Source organism: Streptomyces nigrescens, from assembly GCF_027626975.1.
Classification (GTDB): domain Bacteria; phylum Actinomycetota; class Actinomycetes; order Streptomycetales; family Streptomycetaceae; genus Streptomyces; species Streptomyces nigrescens.
Map to the genome: position 1 here is coordinate 2,814,085 of NZ_CP114203.1, position 20,993 is coordinate 2,835,077.

15 protein-coding genes are annotated in these 20,993 nt (G+C 73.2%); 6 read left to right on the plus strand and 9 right to left on the minus strand.

Going from position 1 to position 20,993, the window contains the following annotated elements; genetic code table 11:
* The first annotated feature begins 284 nt into the window (after window positions 1-284).
* The 3 genes from eccE to STRNI_RS12690 all read left to right on the plus strand — a co-directional run bounded on the left by eccE (window position 285) and on the right by STRNI_RS12690 (window position 5,488).
* The gene (gene eccE / locus STRNI_RS12680) at window positions 285-1,511 is read left to right on the plus strand and encodes a type VII secretion protein EccE (protein WP_018093369.1); all 1,227 of its coding nucleotides are present in this window, start codon (window positions 285-287) and stop codon (window positions 1,509-1,511) included.
* Window positions 1,511-2,353, plus strand: coding sequence for a hypothetical protein (locus STRNI_RS12685; protein WP_148590170.1), 843 nt, complete (start codon window positions 1,511-1,513; stop codon window positions 2,351-2,353). Before eccE ends, STRNI_RS12685 begins: the two co-directional genes overlap by 1 nt.
* A 333-nt stretch (window positions 2,354-2,686) precedes the next feature.
* Complete coding sequence (locus STRNI_RS12690) at window positions 2,687-5,488, plus strand: SCO5717 family growth-regulating ATPase (RefSeq protein ID WP_277411284.1); 2,802 nt, start codon at window positions 2,687-2,689, stop codon at window positions 5,486-5,488.
* A gap of 484 nt (window positions 5,489-5,972) precedes the next feature.
* On the opposite strand, the gene STRNI_RS12695 is transcribed toward STRNI_RS12690, so the two are convergent.
* The 9 genes from STRNI_RS12695 to rimP form a co-directional block, all read right to left on the minus strand.
* Window positions 5,973-6,920 carry a bifunctional riboflavin kinase/FAD synthetase gene (locus STRNI_RS12695; RefSeq protein ID WP_018093372.1) on the minus strand — a complete coding sequence of 316 codons (948 nt, stop codon included), beginning with the start codon at window positions 6,918-6,920 and terminating at the stop codon, window positions 5,973-5,975.
* Between the two features lie 204 nt (window positions 6,921-7,124).
* The gene (locus tag STRNI_RS12700; RefSeq protein ID WP_277411285.1) at window positions 7,125-10,205 is read right to left on the minus strand and encodes a hypothetical protein; all 3,081 of its coding nucleotides are present in this window, start codon (window positions 10,203-10,205) and stop codon (window positions 7,125-7,127) included.
* 1,309 nt (window positions 10,206-11,514) lie between these two features.
* The gene (gene truB / locus STRNI_RS12705; protein ID WP_018093374.1) at window positions 11,515-12,444 is read right to left on the minus strand and encodes a tRNA pseudouridine(55) synthase TruB; all 930 of its coding nucleotides are present in this window, start codon (window positions 12,442-12,444) and stop codon (window positions 11,515-11,517) included.
* A complete protein-coding gene (rbfA, locus tag STRNI_RS12710; protein ID WP_018093375.1) occupies window positions 12,441-12,896 on the minus strand; it encodes a 30S ribosome-binding factor RbfA in 456 nt (151 codons plus the stop codon). Before rbfA ends, truB begins: the two co-directional genes overlap by 4 nt.
* 65 nt (window positions 12,897-12,961) lie before the next feature.
* Window positions 12,962-13,255 carry a DUF503 domain-containing protein gene (locus STRNI_RS12715; RefSeq protein ID WP_018093376.1) on the minus strand — a complete coding sequence of 98 codons (294 nt, stop codon included), beginning with the start codon at window positions 13,253-13,255 and terminating at the stop codon, window positions 12,962-12,964.
* A 194-nt stretch (window positions 13,256-13,449) separates the two neighbouring features.
* Entirely contained in the window at window positions 13,450-16,563 is a 3,114-nt protein-coding gene (gene infB / locus STRNI_RS12720) for a translation initiation factor IF-2 (protein ID WP_277411286.1), read from the minus strand.
* A gap of 161 nt (window positions 16,564-16,724) precedes the next feature.
* Window positions 16,725-17,012 carry a YlxR family protein gene (locus tag STRNI_RS12725; protein ID WP_063822565.1) on the minus strand — a complete coding sequence of 96 codons (288 nt, stop codon included), beginning with the start codon at window positions 17,010-17,012 and terminating at the stop codon, window positions 16,725-16,727.
* 136 nt (window positions 17,013-17,148) lie between these two features.
* Entirely contained in the window at window positions 17,149-18,138 is a 990-nt protein-coding gene (gene nusA, locus STRNI_RS12730; protein ID WP_018093379.1) for a transcription termination factor NusA, read from the minus strand.
* 2 nt (window positions 18,139-18,140) lie between these two features.
* Window positions 18,141-18,674 (minus strand): ribosome maturation factor RimP, encoded by a 534-nt coding sequence (gene rimP, locus STRNI_RS12735; protein ID WP_159485912.1) that lies wholly within the window; start codon window positions 18,672-18,674, stop codon window positions 18,141-18,143.
* A gap of 118 nt (window positions 18,675-18,792) precedes the next feature.
* Here rimP and STRNI_RS12740 point away from each other — a divergent pair, with 118 nt between their 5' ends.
* From STRNI_RS12740 to STRNI_RS12750, 3 genes are read left to right on the plus strand one after another with little or no spacing between them, the layout of a single operon-like run.
* Window positions 18,793-19,377, plus strand: coding sequence for a hypothetical protein (locus tag STRNI_RS12740; RefSeq protein ID WP_381844603.1), 585 nt, complete (start codon window positions 18,793-18,795; stop codon window positions 19,375-19,377).
* Between the two features lie 46 nt (window positions 19,378-19,423).
* Entirely contained in the window at window positions 19,424-19,939 is a 516-nt protein-coding gene (locus STRNI_RS12745) for a ferritin-like domain-containing protein (RefSeq protein ID WP_018093382.1), read from the plus strand.
* A 51-nt stretch (window positions 19,940-19,990) separates the two neighbouring features.
* The gene (locus tag STRNI_RS12750; RefSeq protein ID WP_277411287.1) at window positions 19,991-20,902 is read left to right on the plus strand and encodes an aminoglycoside phosphotransferase family protein; all 912 of its coding nucleotides are present in this window, start codon (window positions 19,991-19,993) and stop codon (window positions 20,900-20,902) included.
* The last annotated feature ends 91 nt before the right edge of the window (window positions 20,903-20,993 follow it).

Here is a 20,993-nt window from a genome sequence, read left to right on the forward strand (position 1 = left end):
GCGCCCTCTACTATGCCGTGTGTCGATCGACCCGTACGGTACGGGTGCCACCTTCCAACGCACCAGTCTCAGCGGCGGCCGATACGCCTAGAGGCCACACCACCAGTAGAGGAGCAGGCCGGGGGATGTCCAGCGCCACCAGGGCTCGACGCCGCAACGGGCGGCAACAGCAGCAACAGCCTTCCGCTGCACCGCAATACGCGGGAAATGCTGGCCAAAACGGCACAGCTCCGGGCAACAGAGAAAATGGCGGCCGGGGTTCCGCGGCCCGCCCGGCAGGTCCGGTGGCACCGCGGCTGCGCCAACAGGCCGGAACCATCGGCGGGGTGCGCGTCCAGCAGCTGGCCATCATCGAACTCGCCGCGGCCCTGGTACTGGTGGGCTGGTCGATCCACCCGGCCGCACTGACCGCGGCCATCGTGATCGCGGCCATTCTGGTCATTTTCGCGCTCGGCCGGCGGCGGAGGATTCCGCTGCCGGAATGGATCACCACCGTGCGCGCCATGAAGCGCCGCGGCAAGGAGAGCGCCGCCGCCCTCGCGGCCACGCAGGGCGTCGACCCGGCGATCGCCCCCGTCGTGGAGTGCGAACCGGCGCTGCGGACCTACGAGTTCACGACCGAGTCGGATCAGCGCGCCATCGGTTTCGTCGGTGACGGCACGTTCCTGACCGCCATCGTCCAGGTGGACGCCCGCGACGAGCCGCTGCGCCCGCAGCGCGGCAGCCACATGCTGCCGCTCGAGGTGCTGCACACCGCGCTCGACATCGAGGACATCCACCTGGAGTCGGTGCAGTTCGTCCAGTACACCCAGCCCGCACCGGCCCCGCATCTGCCCGAACAGGCCGTCGCGGCCCGCTCGTACGCGCCGCTGCAGGCCCAGTCGCAGACCCCGGGCCTGCAGTTGACCTGGATCGCGCTCAAGCTCGACCCCGAGCTGTGCGCGGAGGCGATCGAGGCCCGCGGCGGCGGGGTGGAGGGCGCCGAGCGTTCGCTGCTGCGCGCCGCCGACCAGCTCGTCAGCCGGCTGACCGCGCACGGGGTGCGCGCCAAGGTGCTCGCCGAGCGCGAGGTCGTGGCAGCGATCGGTACCGCGGTGTGCGTCAGCCCGCGGGCCGCCAACGGTGCGATGGGGCGCGACGGCCGGGCGGCCCGGCGTACCCAGGAGACGACCCGGGCGATGCGCTGCGACGACCGGTGGCACTCCACGTACTGGATCGGCCGGTGGCCCCAACTGGGCGAGGGCGGTGCGCCGCTGGCGGCCGTCACCCAGCTGCTGACCAGCACCAGGGCGATGGCCAGCACCTTCGCGCTGACCGCCACCCACGGCGGCGGCCGCGCCCCGGCGATCTCGGGTTACATCCGTCTTTCCACCCGCAGCGAGAACGAACTCTCGGCCGCACAGAGCGAGTTGGAGCGCCGTTCCGGTTCCGTGAAGGTCGGCCTCGTACGGCTCGACCGGGAACAGCTGCCCGGCCTGCTGGCCACGCTTCCCCTCGGAGGTACCCGCTGATGGCCTCTCCCACCTATCAGCCCCGTGTCAACACCAGCGGCAACGGCTGGCGCAATCCCCCTCTCGGCGGCGACGCCGGCGGCCGCCGGCTCTCCCACCAGCCGCGCCCGGACGAGGACCAGTCGGGGCCGACCGGTCCGAAGCCGCGGCCCGGTTACGGTCTGCGCGGTCCGCGGCGCAGCCCGCATGTGCTGACGGCGGAGTCACTCGCCTCACTGACCCTGCCGGTCGGCGACGACGGCGTGATCATCGGCATCGACCCGCAGAACCAGCCCGCCGTACTGAGCCTGCTGCGGCCCGCGCCGATGGAGATCGCGCTCGTCGGCAGCATGTGGATGGCGCAGGTGCTGGCCCTGCGTACGGTCGCCATCGGCGCCCGGGTCGCGGTCGAGACGGCGCGTCCGCAGGCCTGGGGCCAGATGGCGCAGGCCGCGGGCGGCGGACAGCAGTGTGTGTCCGTCCACGACGTGCGCCAGATCGCCCCCCAGGGACCGTCGGTTTCCAGCCCCGTGCTGGTCGTACGGGACATGGGCGCACGCCCGCCGCGCAATCAGCTCGCCCCGAGCCCCTGGCAGTCGGTGCTGACCGTGCTGCCGTTCCTCGGACCGCGGTCGCCGCAGATGCTCGGCCGCGCCGATGTGGTCGGTCTGCAGCGGCTTTCGCCCGAAGAGGCGGACGTTGTGACGCGAATCATGCGGCTGCCGGAGCAGGTCGGCGCGGTGCTGCCGACGCTCAGCGACAACGCCATGCTGTGGTGCTCGCGCGACGGCCACCAGTTCGTCATGACGCAGCCCACGGAGGCCGAGACCAACCTGCTCGGCGGGCCACGCCGGATGGACTGACCGTCATTGCGGGCCGGTGGCCCGCGGAGCGCTGTGCGCAGCGCGTCCGCAACCGGCCGCGGGGCACGACTTACGGGCGCATCCACGGGTGCGCCCGTAAGCGTGCCGAACGGTATGAAGACGACATGACATCGACTGCCGTTATGGCCCGACTCTTGATTAGGCTGTGTGGGAGAGCCGCAGGAGCACAGCACGACGGCAGTCGATACGGGGATGGAGACAGTTAGTGTTGGCGCAACCCCGGGTGGTGTGTTCCGACTTCCGCTACATCCGATCGATCCGCCTGTATCCGGTCCTGCCGTTCAGGTGCGTTGCAGTACACCAGGAGGCACAGTGAACGAGCAGGAGGCTTTCCGTCCGGACGGAAACGATCCTGACGACGACCAGTCCGAGTTCGACCTGACCGGTGAGTTCAAGATCGATTTCGCCGCACCGGCCTGGTACGCGAGCAACGACACCAGTGGTGGCGGCACCAGTGCCACCGCTTCGTCCGCGGCTCCTCCTGCGTCCTCGCCCGCCACTCCGACCGCCGAGGCCCAGCCCCCCGTCGGGCCGCCCCTGGGCCAGCCGCTCCCCGGGCCCGCGGAGGCCGCACCGCCGGGATTCCCGACGCTGCGCCCCCAGGAAACGGGCAATGACGCCCCGGCCGCCGCCACTCCCCCGGCCACCACGCCGGAGGTGCCCACGGAGGCCGCACCGGCCGCGAACGAGGGTGCCGTTACCGGTAATCAGCGCTCGGGCACGGGCGTCGATCCGTCGGTCTCCCTCTGGGGCGACGACGATGACACCGAGCCGGAGGCGGAGAGCGCGTCCGAACCCGAGGTCACGCCCACCGACGCGGCACCGCAGCCGGAGACCTCGGCTGCGCCCGCCCCCGTCGAGGACGGTGCACCGGACGCTGAGGCCGCGATTCCCGCGCAGCCCGCGCCCGAGGCCGCCACACAGGGCGCACAGCCCGCACCGGCCCAACCGCAGCCGCAGCCGCAGCCGGTTGTGCCCCAGCAGGGCGTGCCCGTGCAGGGTGTTCCGCAGCAGGAGGTTCCCCAGCAGACGGCTCCGCAGCAGCAGGACGTTCCGCAGCAGGCGACGCCGCATCAGGCAACTCCGCCGCAGGGTGTGCCCCAGCAGGGCGTTCCGCAGCAAGGAGTTCCTCAGCAGGGTGCTCCTTGGGGCACCGCGGCGGAGGGTCAGCAGCAGGGTGTGCCGGGACAGGGCACGCTGCCGCCGCTGCCCCCGGAGTACCAGCCCGCGGACCCGCGGACGGCACAGGCACAGGCACAGGCCGCTCAGCAGTCGCAGCAGGGCCAGCAGTCGGCACCGGCCCAGCAGCAACCGCAGGCGCAACCGCAGCCGCAGCCGCAGGCCCAGCAGCCACAGGCCGGGTACGCCCAGGGACAGCCCGCACAGCAGGCCGGCTACCCGCAACAGCAGCAGGGCGCGCCCGCGCAGCAGCAACAGCCCGCGTACGGCTATCCGCAGCCCGCGTACGGCTACCCCCAGCAGGCCCAGCCGCAACCGCAGCCGCAGGCTCAGCAGCAACCCCACGCGGCCGCGCAGCAGTCGGGTTACGGCTACCCGCAGACCGGTGCGCAGGGCTATCCGCAGCAGGGCCAGGCGCAGGCCGGGTACGCCCACCAGCAGGCCGCCCAGCAGGCGGCGCAGGCTCAGGCCGCCCAGGCGCAGGCCCAGGCCCAGGCCCAGGCGGCGCAGGCACAGCAAGCCCAGCAGGCGCAGCAGGCCCAACAAGCCCAGCAAGCACACCAGGCCCAGCAGGCCCAGGCTCAGCAAGCCCAGGCCCAGCAAGCGCAGCAGTACCAGCCGCTGCCCGGTCAGCAGACCGGCGACCCGAACGCCGCGGCCAACTACGCGTCGTACTCGCAGCCGGGTCAGCAGCAGCCGCAGCAGCGGGCCGCTCCCGGCGCACCGCTCGGCTACAGCGCTGCCGTCGAGCTGACCTCCGACCGGCTGCTGCGCAACCAGCCCAAGAAGCGCAAGCCGGGCGCCAATGCCCAGCCGTCCAAGTTCAAGCTGGGCGCGAAGAAGGAAGAGGCGGAGCGGCAGCGCAAGCTGGAGCTGATCCGTACGCCGGTGATGTCCTGTTACCGGATCGCGGTGATCAGCCTCAAGGGCGGTGTCGGCAAGACCACCACGACCACCGCACTGGGCTCCACGCTCGCGTCCGAGCGGCAGGACAAGATCCTGGCGATCGACGCCAACCCGGACGCCGGCACGCTCGGCCGACGGGTGCGCCGCGAGACCGGTGCGACCATCCGTGACCTGGTGCAGGCGATCCCGCATCTGCACAGCTACATGGACATCCGCCGGTTCACCTCGCAGGCTCCCTCGGGCCTGGAGATCCTCGCCAACGACGTCGACCCGGCCGTCTCGACGACCTTCAACGACGATGACTACCGGCGGGCGATCGATGTCCTCGGCAAGCAGTACCCGGTCATCCTCACCGACTCGGGAACCGGTCTCCTCTACAGCGCGATGCGCGGAGTCCTCGATCTCGCCGACCAGTTGATCATCATCTCCACCCCGTCCGTGGACGGCGCGAGCAGCGCGAGCACCACCCTGGACTGGCTGTCCGCGCACGGCTACGCCGACCTGGTGCAGCGCGGCATCACGGTCATCTCGGGTGTCCGTGAGACCGGCAAGATGATCAAGATCGATGACATCGTGTCGCACTTCGAGACCCGTTGCCGCGGTGTCGTGGTCGTCCCGTTCGACGAGCATCTCGCCGCCGGTGCCGAGGTCGACCTCGACATGATGCGGCCCAAGACCCGCGAGGCGTACTTCAACCTCTCCGCCCTGGTGGCCGAGGACTTCGCGCGGGCGCAGCAGGCGCAGGGCATGTACCCCCAGCAGCAGATGGGCGGGGATCCGTACGCCCAGCAGCAGATGGGCGGCGACCCGTACGCGCAGCAGCAGTACGCCCAGCAGGGCCAGCCGCAGCAGCCGCAACAGGGCCAGCCGCCGGCCGGCTACCCGCCGCAGCAGGGTGGCTGGACCCAGCAGCCGCAGCAGGGCCAGCCGCCGGCCCACTGGCAGCAGCAACAGCCCGCTCCGGACGCACCGCAGCCGGACGGGCCCGGTCTGGCGCCCGGGTGGCAGCAGCAGCCACCTCCGCAGTGAGGCAGGCGTAGCGCAGAACGGGGCGGGGCCCGGCACTTGTGAAGTGCCGGGCCCCGCCCCGTATCACGTCATCCCCCGGTCGAGTGAACCGATCCCGGCCGAACTCCACCTGATATCAGCCGAGTTGGCACGGCGGGACCGCTGAATCCGCCCACCCCGAAGCTGCCGCACCTCACCTCCTACACCCGCCCACCCCCCGAAGGGGGGTGGGCGGCGGGGAAACAACTAGCGGGGGGGTGGGGGTGGAGGGGGAGTTGGGGGTGGGGGGGAGTAAGGCGGCAGCCCCTGGGGGGAAGTAACGCGGCAGCCCCCGGAAGAACGGCGGCAAGGAGCAACCCAGGGGCAAAGGAAAACCCCGGCAAGGTGAACACCCCAGAGGCAAGGGAACACCCCGGCAAGGGAACACCCCGGCAAAGGAACACCCCAGAGGCAAAGGAACACCCCAGAGGCAGGAGAAGCAGAGGGAACTAACCCACCCCTGCCCTCACCCCGCCGCCGCGATCAGCCCCCGCGCCAGCTTCACGTCGACCGCCATCCGCTCCAACAGGGCGTCCAGCGTGTCGAACTTCTCCTGGCCGCGGATGTAGGCGAGGAAGTCCACCCCGACGTGCAGGCCGTACAGGTCCAGGCCGACGCGGTCGATGGCGTATGCCTCGACGGTGCGCGCCTTGCCGTCGAACTGCGGGTTGGTGCCGACCGAGATGGCCGCGGGCATCGCCTCGCCCTCCACCTGCAGCAGCCCCGCGTAGACACCGTCGGCCGGGATCGCGGTGTGCGGCAAAGTCTCCACATTGGCCGTCGGGAAGCCCAGTTCACGGCCGCGCTGGGCACCGCGTACGACGACGCCCTCGACGCGGTGGGGCCGGCCGAGGACCTCCATCGCACCGGCCACATCGCCCTCGGCGACCAGGCGTCGGGTGAGCGTGGAGGAGAACGGCTCGCCGCCGCCCGCCGCACCGCGCTCGAAGAGGTCGATGACCTCCACGGTGTAGTCGTAGGTGGTCCCGAGCTCGGCGAGGGTCTCGACGTTGCCGGTCGCCTTGTGCCCGAAGCGGAAGTTGGGGCCCTCGACGACGACCTGCGCGTGGAGCTTGTCGACCAGCACCTTGACCACGAAGTCGGCCGGGGACAGCTTCGAGAACTCCTTGGTGAACGGGAGGATCAGCACCGCGTCCACCCCCAGACCGGCCATCAGCTCCGCGCGCCGGTGGTGCGGCGCCAGCAGCGGCGGGTGGGTGCCGGGCCGCACGACCTCGCTCGGGTGCGGGTCGAAGGTGACGACCACCGCGGGAATCCCCAGCTCACGGGCGCGCGCGACGGCCTTGCCGATGATCAATTGGTGGCCGCGGTGCACTCCGTCGTACGAGCCGATGGTGACGACGCTGCGCCCCCAGCCCTCGGGGATGTCCTCCAAGCCACGCCAGCGCTGCACTGTGCCCGCTCCTCGCCCGAACCCTTGTCCGTCCATTGCGCCACGTCGGCATGGCGCAGGTCTAAGACTGCCATGCCGTGGGTGGTGCTCCGCGCGAAGGGTGGCTCAGGACGGCCGTCCACCGCCGGCGCGCGGGACGGCCGGCAGGTGCGAGCCGGTGCGTCCACGCGGGCCGGGCGGCGTGTCCGCCCGCTCGCCCGCCGGTCAGCCGAGGGACCCGGCGAGCGTGGCACGGGCGCCGGGGCCCACCACTGCCGCCCACTCCCCCGGCTCGTCCGCCACCCAGTCCTGCACCCGCCGCGCGAAGCCGGGCACCCGCCGCCCGAGCTCCACCAGCCGCCGGTCGAAGCATTCCGCGCCCTCGGGCGTACGGGCCAGCAGCATCCCGGTGCGGTGCACCAGCTCCCGGGTGCGCTCGGCCGGCCGCCGCTCCGCTCCCTCCGCGGCCGCCTGCAGCAGCGCCTCCAGCACACGGGTGTCCCGCCCGGTCTCCTCGTACCCGCCGTGCGGTGCCGCGTACGACGCCTCCTGCGTCAGCAGCACCTCCAGCAGCTCACGGCGCAACGGGGCCGAGTCGCCGGAGCCGACCTCGGCCACCACCGCAGCGAGCGCGCACCGGACCGGTACGGGGTATCCGGTCAGCAGCTCGGCGGCGAGCGGGCGGAGCGCCGCACGGGCGGCCGGTCCGCGTTCGAGACGGCGCTCGACGAACTCCGCGACCGGCCGCGCGGTGCGGTCCGGGCAGTGCCGGGCACAGTCGCGGACCAGACCGTCGATACGGGCGGCGAGCACCGGCTCCTCGGTGCGGGCGAGCATCCGCAGCAGCCCGGCGGCCACCGGCGGACCGGCGCCTCCGACCAGCCGGGCCCGGAAGGCGTCCAGCACCGGCCCGGGATGGTCGGTGAGGGCGGCCCGGAACGCCGTGGGCGGCAGCTGTGGATCCCCCGCCACGAAGCGGGCCAGTGCCCGGTCCAGGAAGCGGGCGCGGGTGGCCGGATCGCCGATCAGCAGGGCGAGCGCGGAGCCGTGATGGGCGCTGTCGGCGGTCCGGGCCAGGAGGCAGAGGGCGGCGTAGCGCAGCAGGGCGCGGTCGGCTGCGGCGGTGACGTACGGGGCGGCCCGCAGGCCGTAAGACGCGGCGGCGGCCCGGCGCTCGGGGCGTTTGTCGTGCGCCCAGCGGTCCACGGCCCGGCACACCGCCGCCGGATCGTCCTCGGCGAGCGCGTCCATCAGCTCGTCGCCCTTGGGGTGCGCGGCCTCCACCAGCGCCTCCGTGAGGGCGTCGAGCGCCTGTCGGCGGTGGGTGTGCAGCAGGGCCTGCGCGGCGGCGGCCACGGTGATCTCGCGGGGCAGGGCACGGCGAGCCGGGCCGCCGGCCTCGTCGCCACCGGGGCGCTGCAGCGGGCGGGTGTCGTCGAACCAGGCGCACAGCAGCGGCTGCATCCGCTCCGGGTCCGCGCACAGCAGCTCGGCCGCTGCGTCGAGGAAACGCGAGGAGCGCGGTGCGCCGGCCTCGGTCATGGATGCTCCGGCGGCCTCGTCCTCGCCGGACGGTCCGTCGCCGGTGTCCGCAACAGGAGTGGGGCGGGGCGCTCCGGCCGGGTGCGTCCGGCCCCGCGAGGTCTCGCCGTCCCACCGGCCGGCGGACGGGTCATCGGTGGGATGGACACGTACGCGCGGGGGTGGGGCGAAGGCACGGCCGGAGCACGGCCCGCCGTCGGACGGCACCGGATCACCCGACGACGCATCACGCGACGACAGGTCACCCGACGACGGACCGGACGACGCCAGACCGGCCGATGACGAGCCGGACGACGCCAGACCGGCCGATGACGAGCCGGACGACGAGGGTCCGGCCGGAGGAGCGACGGCAGCGGACGAGGACGCGGACGACCGGCTGCGTGGCACCGACGGACCGGCCGGCGCACCGGCCGTGGCGCCCGCCGCCCCTGCCCGCTGCACGCCACCCCGCTCCCCACCACCCGGCACCCGCCCCGCCCCCGCCGGTGGCCCGTCGGCCGGGAGCAGGCGGCGCAGCAGATCCATCCGGTCCTCGTCCGGCAGCGCCAGCCGCTCCCAGAACCACGGCCCGAAGGCCTCCAGCCCGGTGTGCGGGAAACCGCCCGCCCGGAGCGACCGTTCGGTGATCCGGTCGGCGAGCAGCCGCAGCACGCCCGTGTACGGCCTCGCGTCGGGGACCCGGAGCAGCACCCCGGAGAGCACGCGGGCGGCCCACCAGCGGCCGTCCACGGCGTGCGGGGCCGGTGTACCGGCGGCGGGGGCGGTCGCCATCGGCACCAACTCCGCCAGCCGGAAGGTCAGTTGTACCGAGCCCTCCCGGGCGGCGAGCCGCAGCAGCGCCTGGACGACCGGCCCGGGGCGGCGTCCGGGGACGGGCAGCAGATCGAGGTCGGCATGGGCACCCTGCAGCCACTCCGCCAACTCCTCGTGCGCGAAGCGGTATCCCGTGCCCGCCGGGACCAGCAGCCCCTCGGTGAGCACCGCAGAGGCCCAGCCGGCCGCCCGCGGAAAGACCTCCTCGAAGGACGTACGGTCCAGCGCGCCCGGGCCGGGGCCGAGACAGCGGCGGGCCGCCTCGTGCACCTGGCCGGCGACCTGGGCGGCCAGCCTGCGTACGGCGGTGCCGCGCAGCACGGGCCGGTGGGCGGCCGCGATCCGTACGGCGATGCGCAGGCACACCAGGTCCAGGTAGGCGTCGAAGATCTGGTGGCGGTCCGGAGTGCCGAGGCCGGTGTCCCGTCCGGATGTGTCCCCCTTGGGCAGCGCCGCCCGGACCTCCGCGAGCAGCCGCAGGGCCAGCGGATGGCGGGCGTCCGGCGCGGCCGGTGTGCCGGGTGGCAGGCCGTAGCGGGCGCGGGCGCGCTCCGCCGCCTCCTGGGGGAGGTCTCCGAGCTCCACGCAGGCGGGCAGCGCGGGCACCGGACGGTGCGGGCGGTGCAGCAGGCCGGGCGGGAAGAGCGCACCGGCCCGCTCCCAGTACTCGGGACGGCAGGCGATCACCAGCCGCACCCCGGCCGTACCCAGCCAGTCGGCCGTCGCCCCGGTCCACTCGGCCAGCCGCCGCAGCAGGCCCGTCGGCATCTCCTCCGGCCCGTCGAGCAGCACGAGCAGCGGACGTCCGGCCGCGGCCGCCGCGCGGGCCACGCCCTGCGCCGTGATGTCCGCCGGATCACCGGCCGTACGGCCCGCGTCGGCGACGGTCCGGCCCGCGGAGCGCAGCGCGCGCTCGACCGCGCTGCGGATGCCGTCGTCGCCGGGCCGCAACTGCGCACCGCGCAGCCAGACGGTCGGCGCGGGGGCCGGACCCTGGGCCCGGCGGCCGGCCAGCCCGGCCAGTCGGTGCTCCGCCCGGTCCCCGGCTCCCCCACCAGTGCCAGTACGCGTGCGCCCGCTGCCCCGTCGTCGTCCCCGAAGCGCGTGAACTCCGCCGCCACGTCCGGCCGTTCGACCGGCTCGCGCCACAGTCGTGGCCGCGCGGCGGAGCCCAGCGCCACCTCGGCGAGGTGCCACGCGCCGGCCTGGTTCAGCTCGCTGCCGTAAGCCGGTACGTGCGCCGCATTGCGCTCCAGCAGCGCGGCGAGCGGGCCGCGCGGTGCGGCCTCGGCGACCGCGCGCAGCGGGATCGCGAAGCCGTCCGCCCGGCGCCCTGGGGTCTGCCCCGCCCGGACAGCGCCGGGGGCCTGGGGGTGCAGCGCGGTGCCGAGGACCCCGAGCACCGCCCCTGTCCGTGCGTCCAGCACCGGTCCGCCGACCGCGGGACCGCCCAGCCGCAGCGCCTCCCGGCCGCCCGCGCAGAGGCCGAGTTCCAGCGTTTCGTCGAGCAGGTGGACGCGGGCGGTGGCCGTGTACATCACCCCGGAGCCCGGCCCGACGACCGTGCCGTCCAGCCAGCCGCCCGCCCAGAGCCGGGCGCGGGTGCCCGGCGCCGGCCGGCCCGTGGCGAGGGGCAGCGGCGCGAGCCGGTGCGGTCCGAAACTGTCGGTCCGTACGAGGGCGAGCCCGGCCTCCGGAAGGGGCGTGATCGCATCGGCCGCCACCAGGCAGGTCCATCCGCCGCCCCCGGCCGCACCCCCGCCCGCGCCGTCCGCCATGGGCTGCAGCACCAGCTGTGCCGCGCCGTCCACCGCTTCGTGGCTGGTGACCACGGTGCCGTCGTGGTCCGCAAGGAAGCCCGTACCCCGCGTCCGACCTGCCAGATCGCGGATACGCACCAGTGCCACGTCCGCATCGGCATCCAGCAATGCCATCGCCGGTCCTCTCGCCCTGTCCGTCCTCCGAACGGTAAGCAGGCGGTGATCGTCCCGACAGGGAGCGCTGCCAACGCGCCCCCGTCCACTCCTTGATTCACTCCGAGCGCCTCACCGAATGAGTGAATGGCCGGAACCTGTCGGAGTGGAGGGGCAGGGGCGGGTGGCGCGCGGGCCGGCGCCGGTGCCGGTTGCGGCGGCACCCGCATGCCCTCGCCGCCGCCGGGTGGCCTTCGGTGTCCCGTGTGCGGCCATGCAGAAGGCCGGGTCCCGAGCGCGTCTCCACGCTCCGGACCCGGCCCTCGATATCAGGCCACGAACCCGCCCTAGACCGCGAACACCGCCAGGCTCTTGGCCTTCCCGCCCTGATTCTCCACCAGCGCCAGGAACCGGCCGTCCGGCCCGAACGCCGCGACCGGGCCGCTGCCCTCGAAGCGGGGCATCGGGATCCGCGCGCCGTTGAGCAGCAGCCGCGCCTGCGGCTCGGCGACATCCCAGCGGGTGAACGCCGCGGCCGCCGCGTCGCCGAGCGGCATGACCGGCAGGCCCTCGCCCTCGGTGTCGTCCACCGCGGCCTGGAGCTGTTCGAGCGTGCGCGCCCGGTCCAGCTTGTACGGGCCGACGCGGGTGCGGCGCAGCGCGGTCAGATGGCCGCCGACGCCGAGCCCGGCCCCCAGATCGCGGGCCAGCGCGCGGATGTAGGTACCGGACGAGCACTCGACGGAGACCAGCAGATCGGTCACCGGGGTGCCGTCCTCGGCCTCGGCCTCGTGCGCGGAGTGCACCACGAACGAGGAGACGGTCACCGGACGGGCCGGGATCTCCACGTCCTCGCCCTCACGGACCCGCGAGTACGAGCGCTTGCCGTTGATCTTGATGGCGCTGACCTTGGACGGGACCTGCATGATCGCGCCGGACAGCTCGGCGACGCCCGCGTCGATGTCCTCACGGGCGAGGCCGTGCGCCGGCTTCGACTCGGTGATCTCGCCCTCGGCGTCATCGGTGACGGTCGTCTGGCCGAGCCTGATCGTGCCGACGTACTCCTTCTCCGTCAGCGCGAGGTGGCCCAGCAGCTTGGTGGCCCGCTCGATGCCCAGGACGAGTACGCCCGTCGCCATCGGGTCGAGGGTGCCGGCGTGCCCGACCCGGCGGGTGCGCGCCATACCGCGCATCTTCGCCACCACGTCGTGCGAAGTGAAGCCGGACGGCTTGTCGACGATGACGAGCCCGCCCGGCTTGTTGCTCTCACGCTTCATTCTGCCGCGGTGCCCTCGTCGTCCTCGTCCTCGCCCGGCTTGCGGTACGGATCGGCCTCGCCGGCGTACTGCGCGCCCGAGGAGACCTCGCGCACCTTGGCGTCCGAGGCCCGTGCCTTGTCGAGCAGGTCCTCGATGGTCTTGGCGGTCTCCGGCAGGGCGTCCGCCACGAACGCCAGGGTCGGCGTGAACTTCGTGCCGGCGGCCGCACCGACCGCGGAACGCAGGATGCCCTTGGCGCTCTCCAGTCCGGCGGCGGCGCTGGCGCGGTCCTCATCGTCCCCGTAGACCGTGTAGAAGACCGTAGCCTCCCGCAGGTCGCCGGTGACCCGGGTGTCCGTGATGGTCACATGCGAACCGAGCCGCGGGTCCTTGATACCGCGCTGCAGCTTCTGGGCGACCACCTCCCGGATGAGGTCCGCCAGCTTCTTCGCCCGCGCATTGTCGGCCACTGGTCCGTCTCCTTCTTTCTTCCACAATTGTGCTTCCGCCGGCGGCGGGATGCCTGGTCATCAGGTCAGTCCTCGTCGCCGTGCAGCCGTCGGCGTACCGACAGCAGTTCCACTTCGGGCCGTGCGGCGACCAGGCGCTCGCAGCGGTCCATGACATCGGTGAGATGCCCCGTGTCCCCGGACACCACCGCCAGGCCGATCCTGGCCCTGCGGTGCAGATCCTGGTCCCCGACCTCGGCGACGCTCACCGCGTATTTGCGGTGCAGCTCGGCGACGATCGGGCGGACGACGGAGCGCTTCTCCTTCAGCGACCGTACGTCGCCGAGAAGCAGGTCAAAGGACAGCGTCCCTACGTACATGCAAGACGGGTCAAGCCACCCGCGAGGCCCTGGGGTCACCGCCCGGCGTGCGCCGGAGGGTCATTTCGAACCGTACACGGAACGGCCGGGGCCGATCGACGGAAATTTCTCCGCCGACCGGCCCCGGCCGGCCACCCGCCCGTCGCCCGGCCACCACCTCGGGTGGACCGCGCTACGGGCGGGCCGCTGCACGATCAGCCGCGCGGCTTCTCGCGCATCTCGTACGTCGCGATGACGTCGTCGATCTTGATGTCGTTGAAGTTTCCGAGGTTGATACCGCCCTCGAAGCCTTCGCGGATCTCGGTGACGTCGTCCTTGAACCGGCGCAGACCCTGGATGTTGAGGTCCTCCGCGACCACCTTGCCGTCGCGGATGAGGCGCGCCTTGGTGTTGCGCTTGACCTCGCCGGAGCGGATGAGCACACCCGCGATGTTGCCGAGCTTGGACGAGCGGAAGATCTCGCGGATCTCCGCGGTACCGAGCTCGACCTCCTCGTACTCCGGCTTGAGCATGCCCTTGAGGGCCGCCTCGATCTCCTCGATCGCCTGGTAGATGACCGAGTAGTACCGGACGTCGACGCCCTCGCGCTCGGCCATCTGCGTCGCACGGCCTTCGGCGCGCACGTTGAAGCCGATGACGATCGCGTCGGAGCCGGACGCCAGGTTGATGTCGGTCTCCGTGACCGCACCGACGCCGCGGTGCAGCACGCGGATGTCGACCTCTTCGCCGACGTCGAGCTGGAGCAGCGAGGACTCCAGGGCCTCGACGGAACCAGAAGCGTCACCCTTGATGATGAGGTTGAGCTGCTGGACCTCGCCGGCCTTGAGCACCTTGTCCAGGTCCTCGAGGGACACCCGGCGGGTGCGCTTGGCGAAGGCGGCGTTGCGCTCGCGCGCCGCGCGCTTCTCGGCGATCTGACGGGCCGTACGGTCCTCGTCGACGACCAGGAAGTTGTCTCCGGCACCCGGGACGTTGGTCAGACCCAGGACCAGGACGGGGGTCGACGGACCCGCTTCCTCGACGTTGTTGCCCTTGTCGTCGAACATCGCACGGACTCGGCCGTACGCGTCGCCGACCACCATCGTCTCGCCGACGCGCAGCGTGCCGCGCTGGACCAGGACGGTCGCCACGGCGCCACGGCCACGGTCGAGGTGGGCCTCGATCGCGATGCCCTGCGCGTCCTGCTCCGCGTTGGCGCGCAGGTCGAGCGAGGCGTCCGCGGTCAGGACCACGGCCTCGAGCAGCTGCTCGATGTTCAGACCCTCACGGGCGGAGATGTCGACGAACATGGTGTCGCCGCCGTACTCCTCGGCCACCAGACCGAACTCGGTGAGCTGGCCGCGCACCTTGGTCGGGTCGGCGCCCTCGACGTCGATCTTGTTGACCGCGACCACGATCGGCACCTCGGCCGCCTTGGCGTGGTTCAGGGCCTCGATCGTCTGCGGCATGACACCGTCGTTGGCCGCCACCACGAGGATCGCGATGTCGGTCGACTTGGCACCACGGGCACGCATGGCGGTGAACGCCTCGTGACCCGGGGTGTCGATGAAGGTGATCCGACGCTCTTCGTCGTTGACCTCGGTCGCGACCTGGTAGGCACCGATGTGCTGGGTGATGCCGCCGGCCTCGCCCGCGATGACGTTCGTCTTGCGGATCGCGTCGAGCAGTCGCGTCTTACCGTGGTCGACGTGACCCATGACGGTCACCACCGGCGGACGCGCGACGAGCATGTCCTCGCCGCCCTCGTTCTCACCGAAGTCGATGTCGAAGGACTCGAGCAGCTCGCGGTCCTCCTCCTCCGGGCTGACGATCTCGACGACGTAGTTCATCTCTTCGGCGAGCAGCTGCAGCGTCTCGTCGGAGACCGACTGGGTCGCGGTGACCATCTCGCCCAGGTTCAGCATGACCTGGACCAGCGACGCCGGGTTGGCGTTGATCTTCTCGGCGAAGTCCGTCAGCGAGGCACCACGCGACAGGCGAACCGTCGCGCCGTTGCCGCGCGGCAGCATGATGCCGCCCACCGACGGGGCCTGCATGGCCTCGTACTCCTGACGCCTCTGCCGCTTCGACTTGCGGCCACGGCGCGCCGGACCGCCGGGACGGCCGAACGCACCCTGCGTGCCACCACGGCCACCGGGACCGCCGGGACGGCCACCGAAGCCGGGACGACCGCCGAAGCCGCCGCCACCACCGGGACCGCCGCCACCGGGACGACCGGCGAAACCGCCGCCGCCACCCGGACGACCGCCGCCACCACCGGGACGGCCGGCGAAACCGCCGCCACCACCGGGACGACCGCCGCCACCACCGGGACGACCGGCGCCGCCGGGACCACGGCCACCGCCACCGCCGGGGCCCGGACGCGGGCCGGCAGCGGGACGCTGCGGCATCATGCCCGGGTTCGGGCGGTTACCGCCGCCACCACCGGGACGCGGGGCGCCACCGGGGGCCGCACCCTGCGGACGGGGCATACCGCCCGGGGTCGGACGCGCGCCGCCCTGACCACCCTGGGGACGGGGGCCGCCCTGGCCGCCGCCCTGCGGACGGGGACCGCCGGGACCACCCTGGCCGCCGGGGCGCGGAGCGCCACCGGGACGGGGGGCCTGCGGACGGGCCATGCCCGTGGAGCCACCGGACGTGAAGGGGTTGTTGCCCGGACGGGGGCCGGACGGACGGCCGCCGGGACGCGGGCTCGGACGCTCGCCACCGGGACGCGGAGCGTTACCGCGGCCCTGACCACCCTGACCGCCCTGACCGCCCTGGCCGGACGCCGGACGGGCCGGACGCGGGGCGGGGGCACCGGGACGGGGAGCCGACTGGCCGGCGGCGGGAGCGGCCGGCGCGGACGGCGGAGCCTGGAACTCGGGCTGCGCGGGGGCGGCCGGAGCGGGCTTGGGCGCCGGAGCCTTCGGGGCCGGCGTGGGCCGCGGACCCGGGGTGGGGCCGGCGGCGGGAGTGCTCTTGGGAGCCACCGGGGCCTCGGGGGCCTTCGGTGCCTCGGGGGCTGCCGGAGCCGCGGGGCCCGGCTTGGGGGCGCCCGGCTTCGGGGCAGCAGGACGCGCCGCCTGCGCCGGAGAGGGCGCGGACGGCTTCGCGGGGGCCGACTTCCGCGGCGCCGCGGGCTTACCGGCGGCGCGGCCATTGCCGCTGCCTGCCTGGAAAGCGTCGGTCAACTTGCGAACAACCGGCGCCTCGATCGTCGAGGACGCCGAACGGACGAATTCACCAAGTTCTTGGAGCTTGGCCATGACGACCTTGCTCTCAACACCGAACTCCTTGGCGAGTTCGTATACCCGGACCTTAGCCACTTCGCTCCTTCTAGGTCCGGGTTTGTCCACCGGACCGTCGCTACTTCATGGGCGTACTCATCGCGTACTCATCGAGTGCTCATCGCAATCTCGACCTACTTCCGACTCGCGAGGTACCTGACCGCACGGTTTTCCGTGCGCTGTGCATTTCGTGCTGTGCGTTATTGCAGGGGCTGCTCGGCGCGTTCGACGTACTGGCGCAAGGCCGTCGTGTCGAACGGTCCCCGGGCCCGGTAGGCCCGGTTGAACGCCCGGCGGCGAACCGCCGGGTCGAGGCAGACCAGTGTCGGGTGCACATAAGCACCCCGGCCGGGCAGCGTACCGCGAGGATCGGGGACACACTCACCCTCGATCTCCACGATGCGCAGCAAATCGCCCTTGGCCGCTCGCTCCCGGCATCCCAGACAGGTGCGCTCAGGGCATGCGCGGGCATGCGTCCGGCCAGACACTGCTTAAGTCTACCTCCCCGCGCCGGCCCGGCCCCGCTGGGGTGAAGGCCGGAGCGCTGCTCAGAATTCCCGGCGGAGCGCCGCGGCACCACCGATTTTTCGGGGGCCGCGGCGTAGCCGGCTGCCTCGGACGGTCTCAGTCCTGCGGCGTGTGCTCGGTGTCCGGACGGATGTCGATCCGCCAGCCCGTGAGGCGGGCGGCGAGCCGGGCATTCTGCCCTTCCTTGCCGATGGCCAGTGACAGCTGGTAGTCGGGCACGGTGACCCGGGCGGAGCGTGCCGCCAGGTCCACGACCTCGACCTTGCTGACCCGGGCCGGCGACAGCGCGTTCGCCACCAGCTCGGCCGGGTCGTCCGACCAGTCCACGATGTCGATCTTCTCGCCGTGCAGCTCGGCCATCACGGCGCGCACCCGGCCGCCCATCGGGCCGATGCAGGCGCCCTTGGCGTTCAGGCCGGAGCGCGTCGACCGTACGGCGATCTTGGTGCGGTGGCCGGCCTCGCGGGCGATGGCGGAGATCTCCACCGAGCCGTCCGCGATCTCCGGGACCTCCATGGCGAAGAGCTTCTTCACCAGATTGGGGTGGGTGCGCGAGAGCGTCACGGACGGGCCGCGGACGCCCTTGACCACCCGTACGACGTACGAGCGCAGCCGGGTGCCGTGTGCGTAGTCCTCACCGGGGACCTGCTCCTGCACCGGCAGGATGGCCTCCAGGCGGCCGATGTCGACCAGGACGTTCTTGGGGTCCTTGCCCTGCTGGACGACGCCGGTGACGACATCGCCCTCCCGTCCGGCGTACTCACCGAACGTGATCTCTTCCTCGGCGTCCCGCAGCCGCTGCAGGATGACCTGCTTGGCGGTGGTCGCCGCGATCCGCCCGAAGCCGGAGGGGGTGTCGTCGAACTCGCGGGGCTCCTCGCCCTCCGTGAGGTCCTCGGGGTCTTCCTTCGCCCACACCGTCACATGGCCGGTGCTGCGGTCCAGCTCCACCCGCGCCCGCCGGCGGCTGCCTTCGGTGCGGTGGTAGGCGATGAGGAGGGCCGACTCGATCGCCTCGACCAGCAGGTCGAACGAGATCTCCTTCTCCCGCACCAGACCCCGCAGGGCACTCATGTCGATATCCACGGCTACGCCTCCTCCTTGTTCTCGTCGATCTTCTCGTCGTGCTGCGCGTCGCGCTTGTCGGACTTGCGGTTGAACTCCAGCTCGACGCGCGCCTTGGCGATCTCGTCGAAGGAGACCCGGCGTGCGGTCGGCTTGCGGCCCTTGACGCCCGGCACCTCGAGGTCCAGTCCGGACTCGTCGACGGCGGTGATCCGGGCCACCAGCTCGCCGCCCTCGTGGAGTTGGGCCTTGATGAGGCGGCCGACGGCGCGGCGGTAGTGCCGCAGCTCGGTCAGCGGGCGGTCGGCGCCGGGTGAGGTCACCTCGAGGGTGTACGGGGCGCCGCCCATCACATCGGAGTCGTCCAGGACCTCGGAGGCCTCGCGGCTCAGCGCGGCACACTCGTCCAGCTGGACGCCCTCGTCGGAATCGACCACGATCCTCAGCACCCGCCGCTTGCCTGCCGGTGTCACCTCGATCTCTTCCAGATCCAGGTCGCGCGCGGCGATGAGCGGTTCAAGCAGTCCGCGCAGCCTCTCGCTCTGGGTGGTGCTCATCCGGGTGACTCCTCGGCCGCGTGTGCTGTTGTGGGTAGGTCGCGTGTCGGGTCAAAGCCTATCGGTTCCGGCGGGGTACTGACGATTCGGTGGGTGGTCACGGATACTCTCGCCTGCGGTGATCACTACGGAAGACCCCGGGAAGTGCAACGTGCCGAAAGTGGCGTACGCGCGTAGAAGGACCCTGCTGGCCGGCGCCGCCCTCGGGGGCGCGGCCCTGCTCACGGGCTGCTCGGAGGACTCCGGCCCCGAACGGGCCGAACACTCCTCCGCCGCCGAACGGCTGCGCAAACGCTCGGCCCGCGACAGCACCACCCTGCTGGCGCGCTACGACGCGACACTGGCCGCGCATCCGGCACTGGAGTCACGGCTGCGCCCGCTGCGCTCCGAAGTCGCCCGGCACGCCGAGGCGTTCGGCGACGACCGCACCTCGCCCTCCCCCGGCGGCGCCTCCGACGGCCCGGCGCGCGACGCCGGAGCGCCCGCGTCCGGTCCCTCGCCGCACGGCGACCGGCCGTCCGGCCCCCCGGTCCCCCAGGACGAGCGGGCCGCCCGCTCGGCGCTCGCCGACGCGGAACGCCGGCTCGCCGACGTCCGCACCAAGGCGCTGCTCGCCGCGCCCCCGGAACTGGCCCGGCTGCTGGCCTCGGTCGCGGCGGCCGGTGCGGTGCATGCGTATCTGCTGGCGGAGCGGGCCGGATGACGGGCACGGCGGGACACCGGGCAACGACCAGCGAAGGGGCGTGCGGATGACGGCCGGAACGGCTCGCGGCAGCAGGCGCGACAACGACGACAGCGGCCACGAGGAGCTGACGGCGGTGCAGGCGGCACTGGCCGCCGAGCATGCGGCGGTGTACGGCTACGGGGTGGTCGGCGGGCGGATCGCCGGTGACCGGCGCGAGGAGGCCCAGGCGGCGTACGACGGACATCGCGCCCGCCGGGATGCGCTGCGCCGCGTGGTGCGCGACCTGGGCGGTACACCGCAGGCCGCGGCCGCCGCCTACAAGCTGCCCTTCCCGGTGCCGGACGCGGCAGCCGCGGCCCGGCTGGCGGCGGAGCTGGAGGACCGGCTGGCCGCCGTGTACGCGGATCTCGTACGGGCCGGCGGCTCGGTCAGGCGGCGGGAGGCGGCGGCCGCGCTGCGCGAGGCGGCGGTGCGGTCGGTGCGCTGGCGCGGCGGCGGCGTAGCCTTCCCTGGGCTCGTGGAACGGGCCGCGGACGCCGCTCCGTCCGGCTCCGCGAGCGCCCCCGCGGGCGCGCTCTGAACGACCGGCCGCCTTTGCGGTCCCGGCCCCCAGGAAAAGGACAGCTCAAGCATGGCAACGGCACCCATCGAACCGCCGCAGCGGTTGGTGAGTTCGCTGAGCAGCGATCCGGAAAGTCCGGTGCGGCAGTGGCTCACGGCACTCCCGACGCTGGTTCAGCAGCGGCTGGAGGCCTGGGAGCTGACGCTGGAGCGGGTGCACGCGCCCGGTGGCCGCAGCAGTCTGCTCGCGCTCGTGCGGCAGCAGGACGGAACGCCCGCGGCGCTGAAGTTCCCGGTGCCGGGGCGGGTGTCGGCGCACGAGGCGGCGGCGCTGGAGGTGTGGGACGGCTGGGGCGCGGTGCGGCTGCTGCGGTCCGACGACAAGAGCGGTGCGCTGCTGCTGGAGCGGCTGCAGGGCGGGGTGTCGCTGCGTTCGCTGCCGGAGGCCAAGGCGCTGCTGGAGGCGGCCGGTACGGTGCGGCGGCTGTGGGTGCAGCCCGGCCCGGGCCATCCCTTCGAGACGCTGGCCGCGCGTACGGAGGAGGCCGTGGAGGGGCTGCGCACCGCCGGGGCCCTGACCCGGGCCGCCGGGCCGCTGGTGGAGCAGGCACTGGAGCTGCGGCGCGGTCTGCCGGACGGGTCCGACGAGCAGTTTCTGCTGCACGGCGCGTTCCGGCAGGGCAAGGTGCTGGCCGGTGCGCGGGCGCCCTGGCTGGCGGTCGGCCCGGCGCCGGTGGTCGGCGAGCGGGCGTACGACCTGGCGGCGCTGGTGCTGGACCGGTTCGAGGATCTGCTGGCCGGTTCCGGCGCGGCCGCCGCGGCCCGCCGCCGGGTGGCCAAGCTGGCCGACTCCCTGGAGGTGGACCGGGACCGGCTGCGCGACTGGACGCTGTACCGGGCCGTGGACACCGGCGTGCGGGAGGCGGCCGTGGGCGACCGGCAGCGCGGTGAACAGCTGCTGGAGTTCGCGGCCTGGCTGTAGGGCCGTCCACTGGGGCGGCGTGAGCCCGTGTCCCTCCACCGGACCGGCTCGGTGCGCATGCGAACGGGCCGGCCGGGGCGTACCCCTGGCC